We start from the raw sequence: 19,463 nt of genomic DNA, 5'->3' as shown, positions 1-19,463 counted from the left end.
AGGGGAAGGTGCCGGTCCGGCATTTCTTTTTTCAGGGGAAAAGCGCAGCCTTGATTTGCACCTGATCGGCCTCGCTGGCGACCCAGGTGGACGCAAACAGGCCCTGTGATCCGAACAGTGCCTCGATTATGCCGTTTGCACCATGCGCCTGCCAAAGTTGCGCTAGCGCCTGGGCCTGCGGATCGTCCACGGAACGGACATCGCCCCGGACATGGCGAACCCAGGCCGCTAGAGCCTGAAGCGTGGCCGGGCACGAACGTCCCGCCGCCTGGTTGACCGCCAGCGGCTCGAGCCAGCGCTGTGGAATCTTTTGCGAGCCGTCCATCGCGATCTGCATCAACCGGTGCTGCAATGCGCTATTGGCGAAACGCTCGAGCAGGCTGCCTGCATAGACGACGGTATCGATGCCGCTCGCCGGATCGAGCGTTGCAGCTGCTTCTTCGCGCATGATCGTCTCGATCACCGGGCGGATCTCCGGATCGGCGACGGCCTGGTGGACGAATTCATGCCCCGCATCGAGCCCCAGATAGGCGAGCGCCGAATGCGCGCCGTTGAGCATTCTGAGCTTGGCCGCCTCGTAGGGCCGCACGTCTGCAACCAGCTGCGCACCGACCGCCTCCCAGCGCGGGCGCGGGCCGGCGAAATCGTCCTCGATTACCCATTGGGTGAACGGCTCGGTGATGATCGCGCCGTCGTCCTCGAGACCGATCTGATCGGCGACCCAGGCCCGGTCCTCCACCGTCATCGCGGGGACGATCCGGTCGATCATCGTTGCGGGGCAGCGGCAATGCGTGTCGAACCAGTCGGCCAGCACTGGGTTGGTCGCCTCGAGAAAGGCGCGCATCAACAGCCTGAGCTGACGACCATTATCGGCGAGATTATCGCAGCTAAGCAATGTCAGACCGGGCAGCCCAGCCGCCTTGCGCATGGCGAGCCCGGCCGCGATAAAGCCGTAGATCGTGCGCGGAACGCTGCCGGACAGATCGGATGCCAAAGCGGAATTGTCGGTATCGAGCGACCCGTCGGCACGGCGGACATAGCCTTTCTCGGTCACGGTAAAGCTGACGATGTGCGTGTCCGGGCTCGCAATCGCGGCGATGACGTCATCCGGCGCTTTGGGCGCAACGATGACCCGGGCGACCGAGCCGATCAGCCGCATCGCCACCGCATCGGATGACCGCTCGACCAGCGTGTAAAGCCCGTCCTGCGGGTTGAGCTGCGCTGCCACATCGCCCGAGCGCAGCGACACGCCGATGATGCGCCAGTCGCGATCGCCTGCCGCCATCGCCGCATCGGTATAGGCCGCCTGATGCGCGCGGTGGAACGCGCCGATGCCGAAATGGACGATGCCGCAGGCCTGCGCCGCCGGGTCAAAGCCGGGGCGCGCGACACTCGCGGCCAGCTGCGCTGCGGTTTCGCGGCCCAGCCTCACAGCTTGTAGGCCTTTTTGGCGAGATTGTAGCTGAGCTCCTGGGCCAGCTCCGCCGCCTCCCATTCCTCGATGCGGTGCTCCGCGACCAGCTGCGCCAAGAAGCCGCAATCGATCCGCCGCGCGACATCGTGCCGCGCCGGGATCGAGAGGAACGCGCGGGTATCGTCGTTGAAACCGACGGTATTGTAGAAGCCGGCGGTCTCGGTCATCGCATGGCGGAAACGGCGCATGCCCTCGGGGCTGTCGTGGAACCACCAGGCCGGGCCGAGCTTGAGCGCCGGATAATGGCCTGCCAGCGGTGCCAGCTCGCGCGCATAGACCGATTCGTCGAGCGTGAAGAGAATGATCGTCAGGTCCGGATTGTTGCCGTGCCGCGCCAGCAGCGGTCGCAGCGCATTCACATAATCGGTGCGGCTGGGCATGTCGGCGCCCTTGTCGCGCCCGAAGCGCGCGAACACCGCCGGATTGTGGTTACGGAAGGCGCCGGGATGGATCTGCATCACGAGGCCGTCCTCGGCGCTCATCGTCGCCATTTCGGTGAGCATCTGCGCGCGGAACAGCTCGGCCTCGCCGGGGGTGACATCGGGGCGAATCACGCGGGCGAACAGCGCCTTGGCTTCGTCGCGCGGCAGGTCTGCCGTCTGCGCGGTCGGGTGGCCGTGGTCTGTCGAGGTCGCGCCGTGCTGCGCGAAGAATGTGCGGCGCTTGCGGTGCGCGGCGAGATAGCCCGACCAGCTGAACACATCCTCGCCGGTCAGTTCGCCGAACCGTGCCAGATTGTCCAGAAAACCCTCGAATTCGGGATCGATCACCGGGTCGGGGCGATAGGCAGTGAGCACTCGGCCCTGCCAGCCGCTCGCTGCGATGGCCTGGTGATGCTCGAGCGTGTCGATCGGCGATTCGGTCGTCGTGATCACCTCGATCCGGTACCGCTCGAACAGCGCGCGCGGACGGAAGGCCGGCGTCGCGAGCTGCTCGGTGATATGGTCGTAATAGTGATCGGCCGTTCCGGCGTCGAGCTGGACATCGAGGCCGAAGGCTTCGGCAAACACCCAGTCGAGCCACATGCGCGACGGCGTGCCACGGAACAGGTGATAGTGGCTTGCCAGGATGCGCCAGGCCTCGCGCGGATCGACAGCAGGGGCATCGGGTTTAGACACCGGTGTCAGCCCAAGAGACTCCAAAGCGATCCCCTGGCTGTAAAGCATGCGGAAGACATAATGGTCCGGCTGCAGCAGAAGCGCGGTCGCGTTCTCGAACGGCGCATCGCTGGCGAACCAGGCCGGGTCGGTATGGCCGTGCGGGCTGATGATCGGCAGATCGCGCACGCTTTCGTAAAGCCGCCGGGTGATGCTGCGGACATCGGGATCGACGGGAAAGAGGCGGTCGGGGTGAAGCTGTAACGGTCTTGTGGTCATGTCAGAGTTGCGCTGCCCTTGCATAGCGTTCGCGGGTAGAGGCGACATTGCGCCGCGCGGCTTCAATAGCCTCTTCCTCGGTCGCGAACAGCAGGTGATTGATAACGGCGGACATATGGCCGCGCATTGCCGCCCGCGCCGCTGCAGGATCGCGCGCGCGCAATGCATCGAGCACGGCCTTGTGCTCTTCGACCACCGGCTGGACATTGGCGGTGCGTGCCTTTTCGAGCAGCAGCGCGCAATTGGGGGAGGTCGAACGCAACCGCCACATTTCCTCGATCTGGTTGCGGATCACCGCATTGCGCGTCGCGGTGGCGATCAGCATGTGAAAGGCCTGGTCGGCATGGGTGCTGCCGCCGGGCATCAGGTTCTCGCGCTCGATCTCGGCGACCAGGCGTTCGAGCTCGTCCAGTTCATCTTCACGGATGTGCACCGCGGCAAGCGCCGCCGCTTCGCCCTCGATCAGCAGCCGTGCCTCCATCAGCTCGAAGGCGGTCACGGTGAAGCCCGGTGCGTCGGTTTCGCCCGGCAGCTTGCGCACATAGGCGCCTGAGCCGATGCGCACTTCGATCAGCCCCTGGACTTCGAGTGCGATCATCGCTTCCCGAACTGCGGGACGCGAGACATTGTACTGGACCGAAAGCTCGCGCTCGGCGGGCAGGCGGTCGCCCACGGCATAGCGGCCCGCGACCAGGTCGGAAAAGAGATCCTTGGCCAGCTTCTGGTAGAGCCGCTCGGGCGGCGGCGCCGCCTCGATGGTGGGGGCGTTCTTTCTGGGTCGCGCCATGCGCAGCAGCTCCTGATCAAAGGCCTGACCAATTGGGAACAATCGGCCGCGAACAACCCATGCCACAGCCGCCAATAAAACGACAAGGCCTAAAGCGCGGCTTGGAGTTTGCGCCGCAGCGTCCGGCTTCGGCTCTGGTCGAAGCCGAGAGACAACGGTGGCTGAGGATTTTCTAACAGATTAACAAAAATAGGTATGACCAATTATGTTGCATTTGGTGTGCCGTGCGTTACCAATGACGGCAGATGACATCCAGAAAGGGAGAGGCGTATCTCATGAAGATACAATCGGCCAAGGTGATCGTGACGTGTCCCGGGCGCAATTTCGTGACGTTGAAGATCGAGACCGATCAGGGCGTGTACGGCATCGGCGATGCGACGCTGAACGGACGCGAGCTATCGGTCGTCTCCTATCTGGAAGACCATGTCATCCCCTGTCTGATCGGCATGGACCCGCAGCGGATAGAAGATATCTGGCAATATCTCTATCGCGGCGCCTATTGGCGGCGCGGCCCGGTGACGATGCGCGCGATCGCGGCGGTCGACATGGCGTTGTGGGACATCAAGGCGAAGATGGCGGGCATGCCGCTTTACCAGATGCTGGGCGGACGCAGCCGCGACGGCGTGCTGGTCTATGGCCATGCCAATGGCAGCGACATTGCCGAAACGGTCGACGCGGTCGGCCATTATATCGACATGGGCTACAAGGCGATCCGCGCACAGACCGGCGTGCCCGGCATCAAGGACGCCTATGGGGTCGGACGCGGCAAGCTCTATTACGAACCGGCGGACGCCAGTCTGCCCTCGGTCACCGGCTGGGACACGCGCAGGGCGCTGAACTATGTGCCCAAGCTGTTCGAGGAATTGCGCAAGACCTATGGTTTCGACCATCATCTGCTGCACGACGGCCACCATCGCTATACCCCGCAGGAGGCCGCGAACCTGGGCAAGATGCTCGAGCCCTATCAGCTGTTCTGGCTGGAAGATTGCACGCCTGCGGAAAACCAGGAGGCGTTCAGGCTGGTGCGCCAGCACACCGTCACGCCGCTGGCGGTGGGCGAGATTTTCAACACCATCTGGGACTGCAAGGACCTGATCCAGAACCAGCTGATCGACTATATCCGCGCGACCGTCGTCGGCGCGGGCGGCCTGACGCATCTGCGCCGCATCGCCGATCTCGCGAGCCTTTATCAGGTCCGCACCGGTTGCCACGGGGCGACCGACCTGTCGCCGGTCACCATGGGCTGCGCGCTGCATTTCGACAGCTGGGTGCCCAATTTCGGCATCCAGGAATATATGCGCCATACCGAAGCGACCGACGCGGTTTTCCCGCACGACTACCGGTTCGAGGCGGGAATGATGTATTGCGGCGAGGCCCCCGGCCATGGCGTCGATATCGACGAGGCGCTGGCGGCGAAATATCCCTACAAGCCCGCCTATCTGCCCGTCGCGCGGCTCGAGGACGGGACGATGTGGAACTGGTGAGAGCTAGCGCTCACGCTGCTGAAGGCACTTTCCGACCGGAGTGCTTCAGCAGCGCCCAGAGCACCACTGCCGCGATCAGATCGAGCCCGGCCAGCGCGGCGAACAGCGGATCGTAACCGAACGTATCCGCACTCTGCCCGATCAACAGCGTGAACAGCATCCCGCCGATCCAGGCCGACGTCCCGGCCATTCCGCTCGCGGTGCCCACGGTCTTCCTGTCGAACACATCGGCGCACAGGGTGATCAGCGCGCCATTGAGCATTTGATGCGCAAAGCCGCCGATGCAGAACAGTGCGATCGCCATGCCGGGTGAGGTTGCGAGGCCGATGCAGGCCGGGCCCACCATGCAGAGCGCGCCGATCGTCATCGTGATCTTGCGGCTGGCGATCAGCCCCGTGCCACGCTTCATCAGCCAGCCGGGTAGCACGCCTGCGGCAAGACTGCCGAAATCCGCCGCGAGGAACGGCAGCCAGGCCCAGAGCGCGATCGCCTTGAGGTCGAGATTCCAGGCCGAGACCAGATAGAGCGGGATGAAGAAGTTGAACGTCTGCCACGCCGGTTCCGAAAGAAAGCGGGGCGTCGCGATCGCCCAGAACGAACGGCTGCGCAGTACGTCGCGCTTGGTCGCGGGCTTGGATATGACATCCTCGGCGCGCCCCGCCTCGATCAGCGCTTTCTCGCCTTCCGACAGCCGTGGATGCTCGGCCGGATCGCGATAGCCGAACCACCAGAGCCCCGCCCAGACCAGGCTGAGCACGCCGGTGACCACGAACGCTGCCTCCCAGTTCCACGCAAGAATGCAGAAGGCGACCAGCGGTGGCGCGATCATGTTGCCGACACTGGTACCCATCTGGAACAGGCTGGTGGCCAGCGATCGCTCGCGCGGCGGAAACCAGGTGGCGACCGTTTTCGCGCCGGCGGGAATCGCCGCCGCCTCGGTCGCCCCGAGCAGCGTGCGGAAAAAGGCGAGGCTGGCCCAACCGGTGGCAAAGGCGTGCGCCATGTTGGACAGCGCCCAGCCGATCGCGAACAGGAAGAAGCCGAGCCGGGTGCCCAGCGCATCGAGCACGGTGCCTGCGACGGTCTGCATCACCGTATAACTCGCCTGAAACGCGAGCACGACCCAGCTATATTGTTCGGTCGTCATCGCGAATTCGGTCTTGAGCGTGGGGGCGGCGACCGAGAGCGTCGAGCGCGCGAGATAGTTGAGGATCGTCCCCAGGGTCACCAGTCCGATGATCCACCAGCGCAAGCGCCCGGTCCGAATTGTGTTCATCGTTCTGCCTTCACGGAAAACGCGGCCGGGCGCATGGCCCGGCCCAGGGGAGTTGCTTGGCCATCGTCAGCCGACCGGTGCGCCGGCGGCACGCGGCCGTCCGGTCGGCAGGGAAGGGCGGAAACTGCCTTCGAGCACGGCGACCAGATAGCGCGCGGCGCGGATGACATAATCGTTCTCGTCATCGACGATCGCCTTGATCGCGGGCAGCACCGGGCGCGCGCGCTCGTCGAGCGCATCAAGCGCGTTCAGCGCCATCAGCCGCTCGGGGATAGGCCTGCTCGATGCGATGGCCTGCTCCATCACCGGCAGGGCGATCGATGCATCGCCGATAGCCGCAAGCGCTTCGGCGGCCGCGATACGCACAGCAGCCGAAGCGTCGCGCGTCGCTGCGTCTGCCAGCGCGGCCTTGGCAGGCATCGCACCTTCACCCAGAACCACCAATCCGGTTGCCGCCCAATAGCGGATCACCGCATTGCTGTGCCGCAACAGCGCAGCCAGCCGCTTGGCGTCGCGCGTCTTTCCGCGTGCGGCGCTCGTAGCCACGGTCATGATCCGGCGCAGCGGGTAATTCGCCTCGCTCTGGGTCGCCTCATAGCCTTCGCCCGGCTCGCCTTCGGGAATGAAACCGTTGTCGCGGATACGCAGCATATGTGCGTCGAGCGCCTTGCGAAAACGCGCCAGCCTCGCGCCATGTACGGCCAGCCCCGCCAGATTGCTCAGCTGATAGGGATCGGTCTCAAGGTCGTAGAGCTCCTCATACGGCTTGCGCCCGAAAAAGCGCGATTGCTCCGCCGTCAGCGTTCCGGCGATCCGCGCCTCGTCCCACGACTGATAGCCCTTCGCGATCCATTCGAACGACGAATAGACGCCCCAGGGGCGGTGGGGCATGTAGTTGCGGATATAGCGATAGCGCCCGTCACAGGCGGTGCGCACCATGTCGTAGCGCTCGTCCATGCGGTCGCGCATGCCGAAGGCATAGGCGGAACGCTTGCCGATCTCGCTGCCCAGAAACGCCTGCCCATGCATCTGCGTCGGTTTTGCCGCCCCAGCCAGCGAAAGGAGTGTGGGCGCAAGATCGACCAGGCTGACCGGATCGGCCACAGTGCTGCCCATCGGCACGGGAGCAAGATGCTGCCACTTCGGTGGGAAATGCGCGATCAGCGCGACGCGCAGCCCTTCCTCGTAACAATAGCGCTTGCTGCGCGGCAGCACCCCGCCATGGTCGGAATAGTAGAAAACGATTGTATCCTCGGCGAGACCGTCGGCTTCAAGCTCCTTCAGCCGTGCGCCGATCTCGCCATCCATGCGCGCGATGAGGTTGTAATAGCTGGCAAAATCGGTCCGCATCGCCGGGGTGTCGGGCAGATAGGGCGGAATGCGGATTTGATCGGGCGAGACCGGGCCTTCGACCAGCTTGGGGCCGAACAGCCGCGATTCATGCGTCGTCATGTGGTTGAACACCGCCATGAACGGCGCGCCTTCCGGGCGACTGCGCCAATGCGCTGTCGCGCTCGACTCGTTCCAGATGCGCTCGGGCTCGACAGCGCAATTGTAATCGGTCTTGTCGTTGTTGGTGCAATAATAGCCGAGGCTGCGCAGATATTCGGGATAGGTGCGCATCACCATCGGCAGGTTCGCCATCGCGCGCATGTGCTGGGCAGGGGCGTTGCTTTCCGGATGACAGCCAGTCAGGATGCCGAAGCGCGACGGCGCGCAGACCGGCGCATTGGCATAGGCACGGGTGTAGAGAATGCCCTTGCGCGCCAGCGCATCGATATTGGGCGAATGCGCGATCGGATCGCCATAACAGCCCAGGAACGGGCTGTGATCCTCGCTCACCAGCCACAGGATATTGGGCAGCGCGCGGCTCGTGTCTGTGCCGCGCGCGAGCGCTGGCGCCGACGCCGCCATGCCGCTGGCCGCCAGGGCCTTGATCAGGCCGCGTCTCGAAACCATGGCCCTGTCCTCCCGGCCGTCAGCGCGCCGGGCTAACGGAAATGGCCGAGACCACCGCGCCACCCTCGCCACCGCTGAAATCGAGCTTCAGCCCGCCGCGCGATATCGCATCGAAGCTGTGCGTTACCGCCTTGAGCGATCCGCCCGCAGCCTTGGCCGGGTTGAAGCCGGTCAGCACCGGCTTGCCATCGGCGAGCACCGTGATGCTGCGCGCAGCGGCCTTGGCAGTATCGGCTTCGGGCTCGAACATGTGCAGGGTCACCGTCCAGCGGCCGTCGGGCAGCGGCAGGTCGTACGTGAAGGCACCCTGACGGTAGGAGGCGTAAAGCTCGGGATCGCTGCTGCCGGTGACGTTGCTCGGCGCGACCCTGGTGCGGCCCGCCATGCGCAACTCTGACGCCTTGCCGCCGGTGAAGAAATTGTCCGAGCCGAAGCGCAGCCCGGCAGACGTCGTCAGGCCGGTGAGATGCCCGGCCCGCACATGCAGGCCCTTCGCGGCATCGGGCGCGGTCCAGCTGAGGCTGTCGGTCAGCGCCTTGCCGTTCCGCTCGGCCGAGGCGGTGACCTGATTGTCGCCGGCGCGCAGCCGCACTCCGGGCCAGACGCAGATGCGATCGGGGCAGTCCACCGTGCCAACCGACTGGCCATTGACCGTCAGGCTGGCGCGCGGCGCATTGCTATAGGCGCGTACGTCCAACACCGGATAGGCGCGGTCGACATAGCGCCTGCCGGTCAGATACAGCACCGGCTCATCGGACCATTGCGCCTTGTAGAAGTAGAAGGCGTCCTTGCGCGTCTTGCGGTCATGGCTGACCAGACCCTTGTCGTTGAGGTCATAGGCCTCGCCTTCCTCGCGCGACGTCGAGGCGAAATCGAACATGTTCCAGATCCAGCTTGCCGAGAGAAACGGGGCCTTTTGCAGCGCCTTCCAGTTCTCCTCATGCACCCAGGCCTGGAATTCCTCGGGATGGGGGCGGCCATTGGCATTGACCGGACCGCCGAGCGGGTTGTCGGTATGCTGGGTGAATGCCCCGCCTGCGCCATATTCGGTGACGGTCATGGCCCGCCCGGGATAGCGCGCATGCAGGTTGGTCAGCGCACGCGACAGGTCCTCGGGCTGACCATAATACCAGCCGAAATAGCGGTTGAGCCCGACGACATCGGTTACGTTGTTCAGCACCTGCGCGCCGGGCCGGACGAGGGGCGAAGGCGTGCCCTCGCAGCAATCGGCATAGAGCGTCGGGCGGCTCGGGTCTTCGCGCTTCGCCAGCGCATTAAGCTCGACCAGCATGTCGCGCGACTTGGCCGGCGCGCCCTTGCCGCCCTTTTGGAGCGCCATGATCGCCGCGCCGATATCGATCTCGTTGCCCACCGACCACAGCATGATCGAAGGATGGTTGTAATTCTGCCGGATCAGTTCGGTAAGCTGCGCGCGCGCATTGGCGACCAGTTCGGGCGCGGGCAGCGATTCGTCAAACGCGGACTGGTGGACGAAGGGCAGTTCGGCCTTCACCACCATGCCGTTGCGGTCGGCCAGATCGCTCCATTCCTGCGCGTGCTGGTAATGCGCGTGGCGAACGGTGTTGACGCCCATTTCGGCCATGATCGCCATGTCGGTGGCATGATCCTCCGGGCTCAGCGCCCAGCCCTTGCCCTGCCAGTCCTGATGCCGCGATGCGCCTTGCAGCCGCATCGGCTTGCCGTTGAGGATGAAGCCCTGGTCTGCATCCCAGGCGAAGCTGCGTACGCCGAGCGGCTCGGTCACGCTGTCGATCACCCTGCTGCCCTCGCGCAGCTCGACCGTCACGGAATAGAGATAGGGGTCGGCGCGGCCCTGCCAGAGACGGGGGTTGGCGAGGGAAAGTGGCGTGGTCAGCTCGCTCGCCTGGCCAGCCGCGAGGCGGACGGGCGCAGTCGCACTTGCCACGGTGCGGCCATCGGCATCGGCAATGCGTGTAACCATTGCCAGTTTGCGCGGCTTCGTCCCCGAGTTGCGCAGTCGCGCCAGTACCGCGACCTCGGCCTTTTCCGCGGTGACGCTAGGCGTCGAAACATAAATGCCGGGTCCGCCATGATCCATCAGGTCGACCGACGCGGCATCGACCTCGATCAGCGAAACGCCGCGATACAGCCCTCCATGGACGAAAAAGTCGCCGCCCAGCGGAATGACATGCTCGGTGCTGCTGCCTTGCTCGGGCTTGCTGTTGTCCGCGCGCACGACGATGATGTTCGACCGACCCGGTTTGAGCACATCGGTGATATCGAACCGGAAGCGCGAGAACGCGCCCTTGTGCTGGCCGACATGCTGGCCATTGACCCAGAGATCCGCGATCGCACCGACGCCGTCGAACTGCAGGATCGCGCGCTTGCCCTTGGTAGGCACAAGCTTGTCCAGCCGCAGCCTGTACCAGCCCGTGCCCTGACGCACGTCCGTGTCTTCGGCGCGCTGGGCTGTGTAATTGCCCATGCGGTTCCAGCTGTGCGGAAGGCGCACGGGCTGCCACTCACGGTCATCGAAGTCCGCGCCGGTCACGCCATCCGGTGCCTCGCTGAACTGGAAGCGCCAGCCATCACTGAGCGGCGTCACCGATCGGGTGGTGCCCGCAGCCGTACGAACTGGATGGGGCACGGTGCCACTCGGGGCTGCGTCTTGTGCAAGGGAAGGGGCGGAGATGCACATTGCCGCCACGGCCAGTGCTGCGCCAGCCAAGCGATGCATCGCGCACGGTCCCATGCGGCGTTCCCTAGTCATTGCACCACTCCCTGATTATTGGTTAGACCAAATACGATCGCCACGAGGGTGTCAACCTGAAAAGCGGAGGCACAGGCGATCGCCGACGCTTCCGCCTTGCTTCGGGCATAGACCCGTCCAAGCATCGCGAAATTCTGGGTAAGCCGACAAAATTTGAAGATTTGCGCAATCGGTTGATGGTTGCTCCATGCGGCAAGGCGGCCATACGACTGCAGATGACAGGCTGCGTCGACCCTCGAATTGGTCAGATCACATCCACTCGGCTGTGCTGATTTCAGCCTCATGCCGCTGGTTGCGCCGTCCAGCCAGGCGCCGAAGTGATGCGTCAGCTTGAGGTGGAGCCCGCGGCCGCTTGCGTTGAACGGCGCAATGCAGCTTCAGGCCAGAAACCGGCGAAGCATGTAGCCTATTGTTCCTCGACCGGATAGCCACGCGACAGCCACGGCCGAACCTATGGAGGAGCTTATTGTGGCTAAATGTCTGAAAAGTTTGGTGGACGCACTAGGGCTCGAACCTAGGACCCGCTGATTAAGAGTCAGCTGCTCTACCAACTGAGCTATGCGTCCATCCATCCTTGGCAGGTTCGCTCGAATCAGCGACCGCCGGGAGAGCGCTGCCTATATAGGATCGGACGGGGATGGAAAGAGCTTTTTTGGCTTTTTTGCAGAATTTTGTGGTGGGCGCAGCGACGACTCGAGAGCCTGGGACGCAGGGCCCTTTCTTCGTCGCTCAAGCGAGCAGTCGACCGCCGCCGCCGCCCTGCCTGGTGTTGCGTTCGATGCCCATCAGCAGGCCGATACAGATCATGATCGTCATCATCGACGACCCGCCATAGCTCAGGAACGGCAGGGGGATGCCGACCACGGGGGCAAGGCCCATCACCATCAGCATGTTGATGGCAATATAGAAGAAGATGACCATCGTGAGGCCGCCGCCGGCCAGCTTGCCGAAGCGGCTGGGCGCGTTGAGCGAAACGGCGGTCGACCAGCGCAGCAGCAGGGCGAACATCACGATCACGAACAATCCGCCGATCAAGCCCCATTCCTCCGCCATCGTCGCGAAGACGAAATCGGTATGGCCCTCGGGCAGATAGTCGAGATGGCTCTGCGAGCCCTGCAGATAGCCCTTGCCGCCGATGCCGCCCGATCCGATCGCAATCTTGGACTGACTGATATGATAGCCGGTGCCCAGCGGATCGCTTTCCGGATCGAGGAAGATGAGCACGCGGTTCTGCTGATATTCCTTGAGCAGGAAGAAGAAGGCGAAGGGCACGAAGGCCGCGCCCGCGAGGCCCGCACCGATGAACAGGCGCAAGGGGACGCCGGCAAGGAACATCACGGTAACGCCCCCGGTCATCACCGCGATCGAGGTGCCAAGGTCAGGCTGGGTCATGACGAGGAACCAGGGCACGCCGATCAGCACCAGCGGCGGCCAGATCGCCGACCAACTGCGCGCCTGGCCAATAGGCAGCATCTCGTAGAAGCGCGCGATCGCCAGCACCACCAGCGGTTTCATGAATTCGGATGGCTGCAATCGGATGAAGCCCAGTTCGATCCAGCGCTGGCTGCCGCCCTTCACCGCGCCTGCCAACTCGACGAGCAGCAGCAGTACCGCGAACAGCGTATAGGCAGGGAAGGTGCCCCATTTGACGAAATTCTCGCTGAACAGCCGGATGACCAGCGCCATTGCGAGGAACACCACGAAGCGCAGCGCATGGATGCCTGCCCAGGGCGAGACACTGCCCCCGGCTGCCGAATAGAGCACGATCACGCCGAATCCGGCAATGGCGACGGTAATGAAGATGATCTGCCATGGCAGCTCCGCCACCGGGCGGGGAACAAAGGCGAGCATCAGTCGGCGGCCTCTTGCGGCGGTGGCTCGGGCACGCGGCCCTCGGCGCGTGCGCGGAACGAGGCGAATTCCGCCGCCATCCGCTCCTGGATGTTGCCGCCCCAACCGGCCTCCATCGAGAGAAGGCTATCCATCGCCTTTTGCGGATCGAACATATAGGTCATGAAATCCTTGGCGACCGGGGCTGCGGCGCGCGATCCGCCCAGGCCGTGCTCGATGACCACGGCAGCGGCATAAAGCGGTTGCTCGACCGGCGCGAAGCAGACGAACAGGCCGTGGTCGCGATATTTCCACGGCACGCCCGCGCCGCCTCTGCTGCCAGAGCCGAGCCCACGCACCTGCGCGGTGCCGGTCTTGCCCGCCATCGCGATTCCCTCGAGCGGCAGTTTCGAGCGTGCCGCCGTCCCCTGGCTTACCACCTGCGCCATGCCCTGGTGCGCGACCGCGAGATGCTCGGGCGGATAGGGCAGGGTGGGGGCGACCTTGTTGTCCGGGATGAGATGCGGATAGAGCTTGCGACCCGAGGCGAGCCGCGCGACCATCACTGCCAATTGCAGCGGATTGCAGATCACATAGCCCTGGCCGATGATCGCATTGAGCGAGTCCGATGCCGTCCACGCCTGCTTGAACTTGCGCATCTTCCATTCGCTGTCGGGAATGGTGCCATAGCGCTGATTGAGCCCGGCGAGGTTGAAATCCTCGCCCAGACCCATTTCGCGCGCGACCATCGCGATCTTGTCGTACCCAAGCCTGTGCGCCTGTGCGTAGAAATAGGTATTACAGCTCTTCTCGATCGCGCGGACCATGTTGACCGGGCCGTGGCGGCCCAGGCACTGGTAGAAGCGGTTGCCGAGCCGATAGCCACCGGGGCAGTTGACCGTCTCTTCGGGATCGACGCCATGCTGCAGGCACGCGACAGCGGCCATGGGTTTCAGCGTCGATCCGGGCGGATAGAGCCCGCGCGTCGCCTTGTTGAGCAGCGGCACGCGCTCGTCCTGCGACAGCATCGAATATTCGAGCCGCCCGATGCCGTCGGAAAAGCTGTTGGGGTCGAAGCAGGGCATCGACGAGAAGGCGAGGATGCCGCCGGTCTGGCAGTCGATCACCACCGCCGCGCCCGATTCGCGTCCCATGCGGCGCGCGACGAATTCCTGCAGCCCACCATCGATGGTGAGTTTCAGCGGCTTGCCGGGCACGTCCTCCTGCACGCCCAGTTCGCGCACGATCTTGCCGCGCGCGGTCACCTCGACCTTACGCGCGCCCGGCTTGCCCTGAAGCTGCGGCTCGAAATATTTCTCCAGCCCGTCCTTGCCGATCTTGAAGCCCGGCGTGATCAGCAGCGGGTTCTTGTTTTCTTCATATTCCTCGGCATTGGCGATGCCGACATAGCCAAGCAGATGGCCGACCGCCGCGCCCGTGGGATATTGGCGCGAGAAGCCGCGCTGCGGCGCGACCCCGGGCAGGTCGGGCAGGCGCACCGAGAGCGCGGCGAAATCCTCGTAGCTCAGCCCCGCCGCGACCGGCACCGGCTGCAGCCCGCGCGCGTCCTTCATCGCTGCGCGCAGATCATCGACCTTGTCGGGCGTCATCTTCAGGATGGTGGCCAGCTGGTCGATGGTGCCATCGACATCGCGCACGCGTTGCGGGATCAGGTCGACGCGAAAATCGGCCTTGTTGTTGGCGAGCGGCTTGCCGTTGCGGTCGATGATCCAGCCCCGGCGCGGCGGAATGAGCGTCAGGTTGACCCGGTTGCTCTCCGACAGCATCTTGTAGCGCTCGTTCTCGACCACCGAGATATAGGCCATGCGCGCCGCCAGGATCGCACCGACCAGCCCCTGCGCCCCGCCGATCAGCATGGTGCGACGGTTGAACGTGATGTTCAGCGAGTTGCGGGTGATCAGCTTGCCCGGACGTATCATGGCTGCTCCGTCCTCAACGCTTGAGGCGGATATGATCGAGCCGCGCGACGAGGCGCAGCACCAGCGGATAGGTGAAGATCGCCAGGATCATCTGGGGGTACAGCACCGAAAGGCGCGTGTCGCTGACAAGAAAATTGTTGATCGCAAGGCCTCCTGCCAGCCCGAATATAAGGCACAGCGCGGCGATGAACCAGTCCTGCCAGTAATTGCGCCAGATATAGCGCTGCTCGATTAGATCGAGCGCAATGAGGATGATCGACCAGAGCAGCACTGCGCTGCCCACCGGCTGGCCGCTCATGATATCGTCGAACATGCCGAACGGAACGCCCGCCCAGACCGGCCAGATGCCGGGGCGCAGCAACTGCCAGCAGATCAGCACGACCAGCCCGAAGGGCGGCAGCACCGGCGCGGATGCGACGATCGGCAGCAACGGGGTCATCGACCCGATCAGCACCGAGGCGATCGGGACGCCGGCCTTGCGAAAGGCGGAGGGCTCGCGGTTCAGCCGCGCGCGATACGGCGCGTTCATGGCTGGACCTGGCCTGCGGGCTGGGCTGGCGTCGTCGATGCGCCGGGCGCGGGCGTCGTCGCTGGTGCGGCCGGCTCTGGCACCTTGGCTGCCGGCTTTTTCACCGGCTCGCTCTTGCGCGGCGCGGATAGCGGCGCGGCGGCCTCGGTGTTCGCAGGCGGCAGGCCGCTCGCCTCGGGATCGACCAGCTCGGGTTCGTACATTTCCTGCACGATGACGAAATCGGTGCCCGCCGGGTTGGCAAGCAGCTTGCCGATCGCGCCATCGCCGGTCAGCTTCTCGATGATCGCGACGGGCACGTTTGGCGGATAGATCCCGCCATTGCCAGATGTGACCATGACATCACCGACCTTGAACGGGTTGATGCCGATATCGATCAGCTTGATATCCACCCGGCCATCGCCGCGGCCTTGCGAAAAGGCGACGATGCCGTCACGCGCACGGCGGACGGGCACGACATTTTCGGCATCGCTGAGCAGCAGTACGCGCGAGGTATTGGGCCCGGTCTCGAGCACGCGGCCGATCAGCCCGCGCTGCGCGCGCACCGGCTGGCCGCGCTGCACGCCCTGGCGCGATCCGACATCGAGCGTGGCGAAGCGGCGGCTGCTCGAGGCGCTCGAATTGATCAGGCGTGCGGTGGCAACCGGGCGACCCTCCTGCTTGATCAGTCCGAGCAGACGGCGCAGTTCGCGATTTTCCTGCTTGAGCGCGCGGGCCTCGATCAGGCGGATGCGGTTGCGCTCGACCTCGCGCTGCAGCTCGGCATTCTTGGACCCAGCGTTGAAATAGGCCGCAACTTCGCGCCAACCGTCCTGCACGCCAACGCGCATGCCGGTGAACAGGCGCGCGGGCGGCGCGCCGAGTTCTGCTGCGACCGAACGCACGGCGGAAAAGGCGGCGGGGTCGAAATGCGACAGCGCGAGCAGCAACAAGCCGGCAAATGCTCCCGTGAAGGCGAGCAAATACCCGGTGAAAATCTGCAGCTGCGCCTTGCGGGAGAACCCGGGGCGCCGATTGCGGGGCGGCGCCATGCTTTAGTCGCCCGTCAGGCGGTCATCAGCACGCCGCGGAAGATGGGGTCTTCCATGGCGCGACCGGTGCCGATGGCAACGCAGGTCAGCGGATCCTCCGCCACCGAAACCGGCAGGCCGGTCTCTTCGCGCAGATGCGCATCGAGGCCCGCGATCAGCGCGCCGCCGCCGGTGAGCACGATGCCCTGGTCGACGATATCGGCGGCCAGTTCGGGCGCGGTGTTTTCCAGCGCGATGCGCACGCCCTCGACGATGGTGCTGATCGGTTCGGACAGCGCCTCGGCGATCTGGCCCTGGTTGATCGAGATTTCCTTGGGCACGCCGTTGACGAGGTCGCGGCCCTTGATCTGGATGGTGTGGCCGATGCCGTCGGGCGGAGCGACCGCGATGCCGAAATCCTTCTTGATCCGCTCGGCGGTTGTTTCACCGATCAGCAGATTGTGGTGACGGCGCACGTAAGAGACGATCGCTTCGTCCATCTTGTCGCCGCCGGTGCGCACCGAGGTGGTATAGGCAAGGCCACGCAGCGAGAGAACCGCGACTTCGGTGGTGCCGCCGCCGATATCCACGACCATCGATCCGACCGGTTCGGTTACCGGCATGTCGGCACCGATCGCAGCGGCCATCGGCTCGACGATCAGCATCACCTGGCTCGCGCCCGCGTTCGACGCGGCATCACGGATCGCGCGGCGCTCGACCGAGGTGGAGCCCGAGGGAACGCAGATCACGATTTCGGGATAGCTGAACATGCTGCGCTTGCCGTGCACCTTCTGGATGAAGTGCTTGATCATGTGCTCGGCGACTTCGATGTCGGCGATGACGCCATCGCGCAACGGGCGGATGGCTTCGATCGAATCCGGGGTCTTGCCCATCATCATCTTGGCATCGACGCCCACGGCCTTGACTCGCTTGATGCCGTTCAGCGTTTCCAGTGCCACCACCGAAGGCTCGTTCAGCACGATGCCCTGATCCTGGACATAGACAAGCGTATTCGCGGTGCCCAGATCGATCGCCATGTTGTGCGAACCGAACCGGAAGAGTTTGGAGATGAACGACATGCAGACTTTCCAGAACTAAATGGAGGGAGCGGCTGACGGACCGTGATGTGTGCAGATATCCCGGGGCGGAGGCTAACCCGTGCGCCCGGCCAGACCAAGGCAGAAAAATGCTGGGAACTCGGGAGTCGCGTCCAAGCCGCGCTTGGGCTAGAGGCGTGTCCATGTCAATACGAAGGCTGCCAAACGCCCTGATAAACCGGATCGCAGCAGGCGAAGTGGTGGAAAGACCAGCCAGTGCGTTGAAGGAGCTGGTCGAGAACGCGATCGACGCCGGCGCGGACCGCATTTCCATCGCGCTGACCGATGGCGGACTGGCCGGGATCGAGGTGATCGACAATGGTTGTGGCATGGCGGCGGACGAGATCGCGCTGGCGCTCGAACGGCATGCCACGTCGAAGCTGCCCGATGATGCGATCGAGCTCGTGACCACCATGGGCTTTCGCGGCGAGGCTTTGCCCAGCATCGCCAGCGTCGCGCGCCTCTCGATCGCCAGCCGCACCGCCACAGGCGATGGCTGGCGGCGCGTGGTCGATCATGGCGATGTGGTGGAAGATGGCCCCGCATCGCTGCCGCCCGGCACGCGCATCCGCGTCGACAGCCTGTTCGCGCGCGTGCCCGCGCGGCGCAAGTTCCTGCGGTCTGCGCGCAGCGAATATGCCGCGTGCAGCGATGTGGTGAAGCGGCTGGCCATGGCGCGACCCGACATCGCTTTCAGCCTCGAATCGGATGGACGGCGGGTGTTCTCGGTCCAGCCGGGCGAGGCGCGGCTGACGCGCATCGCTTCGCTCACCGCGCGGACCTTGGCGGATAATGCGGTACTGCTCGACTTCGAGCGCGAGGGCGTCAGGCTCACCGGCGTGGCAGGGCTGCCGACCTATAATCGCGGGGTGGCCGACCACCAGTTCCTGTTCGTCAACGCCCGGCCCGTGCGCGACCGGCTGCTCATCGGCGCGGTGCGCGCCGCCTATGCCGAGATGCTCGCGCGCGACCGGCACCCGGTGGTCGCGCTGTTCCTCGAGGTTGCGCCGCAGGATGTCGATGTCAACGTCCATCCCGCCAAGACCGAGGTGCGCTTTCGCGATGCGGCGATGGTGCGCGGGATGATCGTCTCAGGGTTGAGGCGCGCGCTCGACGAGGGCGGTTTTCGCGCGGTGCAGCGTCCGGCCGAAGGTGCCCTTTCGCGCTGGCAGAGCGAGCCGGTCGCGCCGCCGCCGCTGCGCGATCCGGACATGTTCAGCGCGCCTGCGCCAATGATGGCGGCTGCCCCCCAGCAGGAACCTGTCTGGCTCGCGGCATCGGGCTTCGCCGAGCGCAGCCAGCCGTTCATGGCGGCCGCGCCGATGGGACGCGCCGAGCCGGCCGCGCAGCCGGTGCCAATGGCCGAGCGTTATCCGCTGGGCATCGCGCGCGGGCAGATCGCCAAGACCTATATCGTCGCCGAGGCCGAGGACGGGCTGGTGATCGTCGACCAGCATGCCGCGCACGAGCGGCTGGTGCTCGAACGGATGCGCAAGGCGGCGGACGGGGGCAGGGTGGCGGCGCAGGCGCTGCTGATCCCCGAAGTGGTCGAGATGGACGAGACCGCCTGCGACCGGATCGAGGAGCGCGCGGCCGAGCTTGCCGAATTCGGGCTGGAGGTCGAACGTTTCGGTCCGGCTGCGGTGCTGGTCCGCGCCACGCCTGCGCTGCTGGGGGGCGGCGATGTGCACGGCCTGGTGCAGGATGTGGCCGACGAACTCGCGAGCTTCGATGCTGCGCTGTCGCTCAAGGAGCGGCTCGATCTGGTCGCCTCGACCATGGCCTGTCACGGGTCGGTGCGCGCCGGGCGCGTGCTATCGGTCGCGGAAATGAACGCGCTGCTGCGCGAGATGGAGGTCACCCCGCATTCGGGCCAGTGCAACCATGGCCGCCCGACCTGGGTCAAGCTGGCGCATGGCGATATCGAACGGCTTTTCGGCCGGAAATAG

At 65.0% G+C, this 19,463-nt stretch carries 13 protein-coding genes and 1 tRNA gene; 2 read left to right on the top strand and 12 right to left on the bottom strand.

Annotated features, from left to right (window positions below):
• Positions 1–31: 31 nt before the first annotated feature.
• From AX725_RS12590 to AX725_RS12580, 3 genes are read right to left on the bottom strand one after another with little or no spacing between them, the layout of a single operon-like run.
• Positions 32–1,432 carry a mannitol dehydrogenase family protein gene (locus AX725_RS12590; RefSeq protein WP_060978697.1) on the bottom strand — a complete coding sequence of 467 codons (1,401 nt, stop codon included), beginning with the start codon at positions 1,430–1,432 and terminating at the stop codon, positions 32–34.
• Complete coding sequence (gene uxaC / locus AX725_RS12585; RefSeq protein ID WP_060978698.1) at positions 1,429–2,850, bottom strand: glucuronate isomerase; 1,422 nt, start codon at positions 2,848–2,850, stop codon at positions 1,429–1,431. Before uxaC ends, AX725_RS12590 begins: the two co-directional genes overlap by 4 nt.
• A gap of 1 nt (position 2,851) precedes the next feature.
• Positions 2,852–3,637: a FadR/GntR family transcriptional regulator gene (locus tag AX725_RS12580; RefSeq protein ID WP_060978710.1), complete on the bottom strand. Its 786-nt coding sequence runs from the start codon at positions 3,635–3,637 to the stop codon at positions 2,852–2,854.
• A 275-nt stretch (positions 3,638–3,912) separates the two neighbouring features.
• Here AX725_RS12580 and manD point away from each other — a divergent pair, with 275 nt between their 5' ends.
• Positions 3,913–5,121 carry a D-mannonate dehydratase ManD gene (manD, locus tag AX725_RS12575; RefSeq protein WP_066115032.1) on the top strand — a complete coding sequence of 403 codons (1,209 nt, stop codon included), beginning with the start codon at positions 3,913–3,915 and terminating at the stop codon, positions 5,119–5,121.
• Positions 5,122–5,131: 10 nt separating this feature from the next.
• Here manD and AX725_RS12570 read toward each other — a convergent pair whose 3' ends face one another.
• The 9 genes from AX725_RS12570 to AX725_RS12530 form a co-directional block, all read right to left on the bottom strand.
• Positions 5,132–6,397, bottom strand: coding sequence for an MFS transporter (locus AX725_RS12570; RefSeq protein ID WP_167348214.1), 1,266 nt, complete (start codon positions 6,395–6,397; stop codon positions 5,132–5,134).
• A 66-nt stretch (positions 6,398–6,463) separates the two neighbouring features.
• Complete coding sequence (locus AX725_RS12565; RefSeq protein ID WP_060978700.1) at positions 6,464–8,356, bottom strand: sulfatase family protein; 1,893 nt, start codon at positions 8,354–8,356, stop codon at positions 6,464–6,466.
• A 19-nt stretch (positions 8,357–8,375) separates the two neighbouring features.
• A complete protein-coding gene (locus AX725_RS12560; RefSeq protein ID WP_208597956.1) occupies positions 8,376–10,985 on the bottom strand; it encodes a glycoside hydrolase family 2 TIM barrel-domain containing protein in 2,610 nt (869 codons plus the stop codon).
• A 613-nt stretch (positions 10,986–11,598) separates the two neighbouring features.
• Positions 11,599–11,674 (bottom strand) — tRNA-Lys (locus tag AX725_RS12555).
• Positions 11,675–11,837: 163 nt separating this feature from the next.
• Positions 11,838–12,959 (bottom strand): rod shape-determining protein RodA, encoded by a 1,122-nt coding sequence (gene rodA / locus AX725_RS12550; RefSeq protein WP_060978215.1) that lies wholly within the window; start codon positions 12,957–12,959, stop codon positions 11,838–11,840.
• Complete coding sequence (mrdA, locus tag AX725_RS12545) at positions 12,959–14,878, bottom strand: penicillin-binding protein 2 (RefSeq protein ID WP_060978216.1); 1,920 nt, start codon at positions 14,876–14,878, stop codon at positions 12,959–12,961. Before mrdA ends, rodA begins: the two co-directional genes overlap by 1 nt.
• A gap of 13 nt (positions 14,879–14,891) precedes the next feature.
• Positions 14,892–15,407 carry a rod shape-determining protein MreD gene (gene mreD / locus AX725_RS12540; protein WP_060978217.1) on the bottom strand — a complete coding sequence of 172 codons (516 nt, stop codon included), beginning with the start codon at positions 15,405–15,407 and terminating at the stop codon, positions 14,892–14,894.
• Entirely contained in the window at positions 15,404–16,438 is a 1,035-nt protein-coding gene (gene mreC, locus AX725_RS12535; protein ID WP_060978218.1) for a rod shape-determining protein MreC, read from the bottom strand. Before mreC ends, mreD begins: the two co-directional genes overlap by 4 nt.
• A 14-nt stretch (positions 16,439–16,452) precedes the next feature.
• Entirely contained in the window at positions 16,453–17,496 is a 1,044-nt protein-coding gene (locus tag AX725_RS12530) for a rod shape-determining protein (protein WP_023837440.1), read from the bottom strand.
• 161 nt (positions 17,497–17,657) lie between these two features.
• Between AX725_RS12530 and mutL the strand changes: the two genes are divergently transcribed.
• Positions 17,658–19,463, top strand: a complete 1,806-nt coding sequence (gene mutL / locus AX725_RS12525; protein WP_060978219.1) for a DNA mismatch repair endonuclease MutL — start codon at positions 17,658–17,660, stop codon at positions 19,461–19,463.

Source organism: Blastomonas sp. CCH9-A1, assembly GCF_001557175.1.
Classification (GTDB): domain Bacteria; phylum Pseudomonadota; class Alphaproteobacteria; order Sphingomonadales; family Sphingomonadaceae; genus Blastomonas; species Blastomonas delafieldii_A.
This window is presented reverse-complemented; position numbering and strand designations above follow the sequence as displayed.

Coding starts and splice junctions, on each gene's coding strand:
- rodA (WP_060978215.1), bottom strand. CDS start 12,959: ATGCTCGCCTTTGTTCCCCGCCCGGTGGCGGAGCTGCCATGGCAGATC.
- AX725_RS12565 (WP_060978700.1), bottom strand. CDS start 8,356: ATGGTTTCGAGACGCGGCCTGATCAAGGCCCTGGCGGCCAGCGGCATG.
- AX725_RS12530 (WP_023837440.1), bottom strand. CDS start 17,496: ATGTCGTTCATCTCCAAACTCTTCCGGTTCGGTTCGCACAACATGGCG.
- mreD (WP_060978217.1), bottom strand. CDS start 15,407: ATGAACGCGCCGTATCGCGCGCGGCTGAACCGCGAGCCCTCCGCCTTT.
- uxaC (WP_060978698.1), bottom strand. CDS start 2,850: ATGACCACAAGACCGTTACAGCTTCACCCCGACCGCCTCTTTCCCGTC.
- AX725_RS12580 (WP_060978710.1), bottom strand. CDS start 3,637: ATGGCGCGACCCAGAAAGAACGCCCCCACCATCGAGGCGGCGCCGCCG.
- manD (WP_066115032.1), top strand. CDS start 3,913: ATGAAGATACAATCGGCCAAGGTGATCGTGACGTGTCCCGGGCGCAAT.
- AX725_RS12570 (WP_167348214.1), bottom strand. CDS start 6,397: ATGAACACAATTCGGACCGGGCGCTTGCGCTGGTGGATCATCGGACTG.
- mutL (WP_060978219.1), top strand. CDS start 17,658: ATGTCAATACGAAGGCTGCCAAACGCCCTGATAAACCGGATCGCAGCA.
- mreC (WP_060978218.1), bottom strand. CDS start 16,438: ATGGCGCCGCCCCGCAATCGGCGCCCCGGGTTCTCCCGCAAGGCGCAG.
- mrdA (WP_060978216.1), bottom strand. CDS start 14,878: ATGATACGTCCGGGCAAGCTGATCACCCGCAACTCGCTGAACATCACG.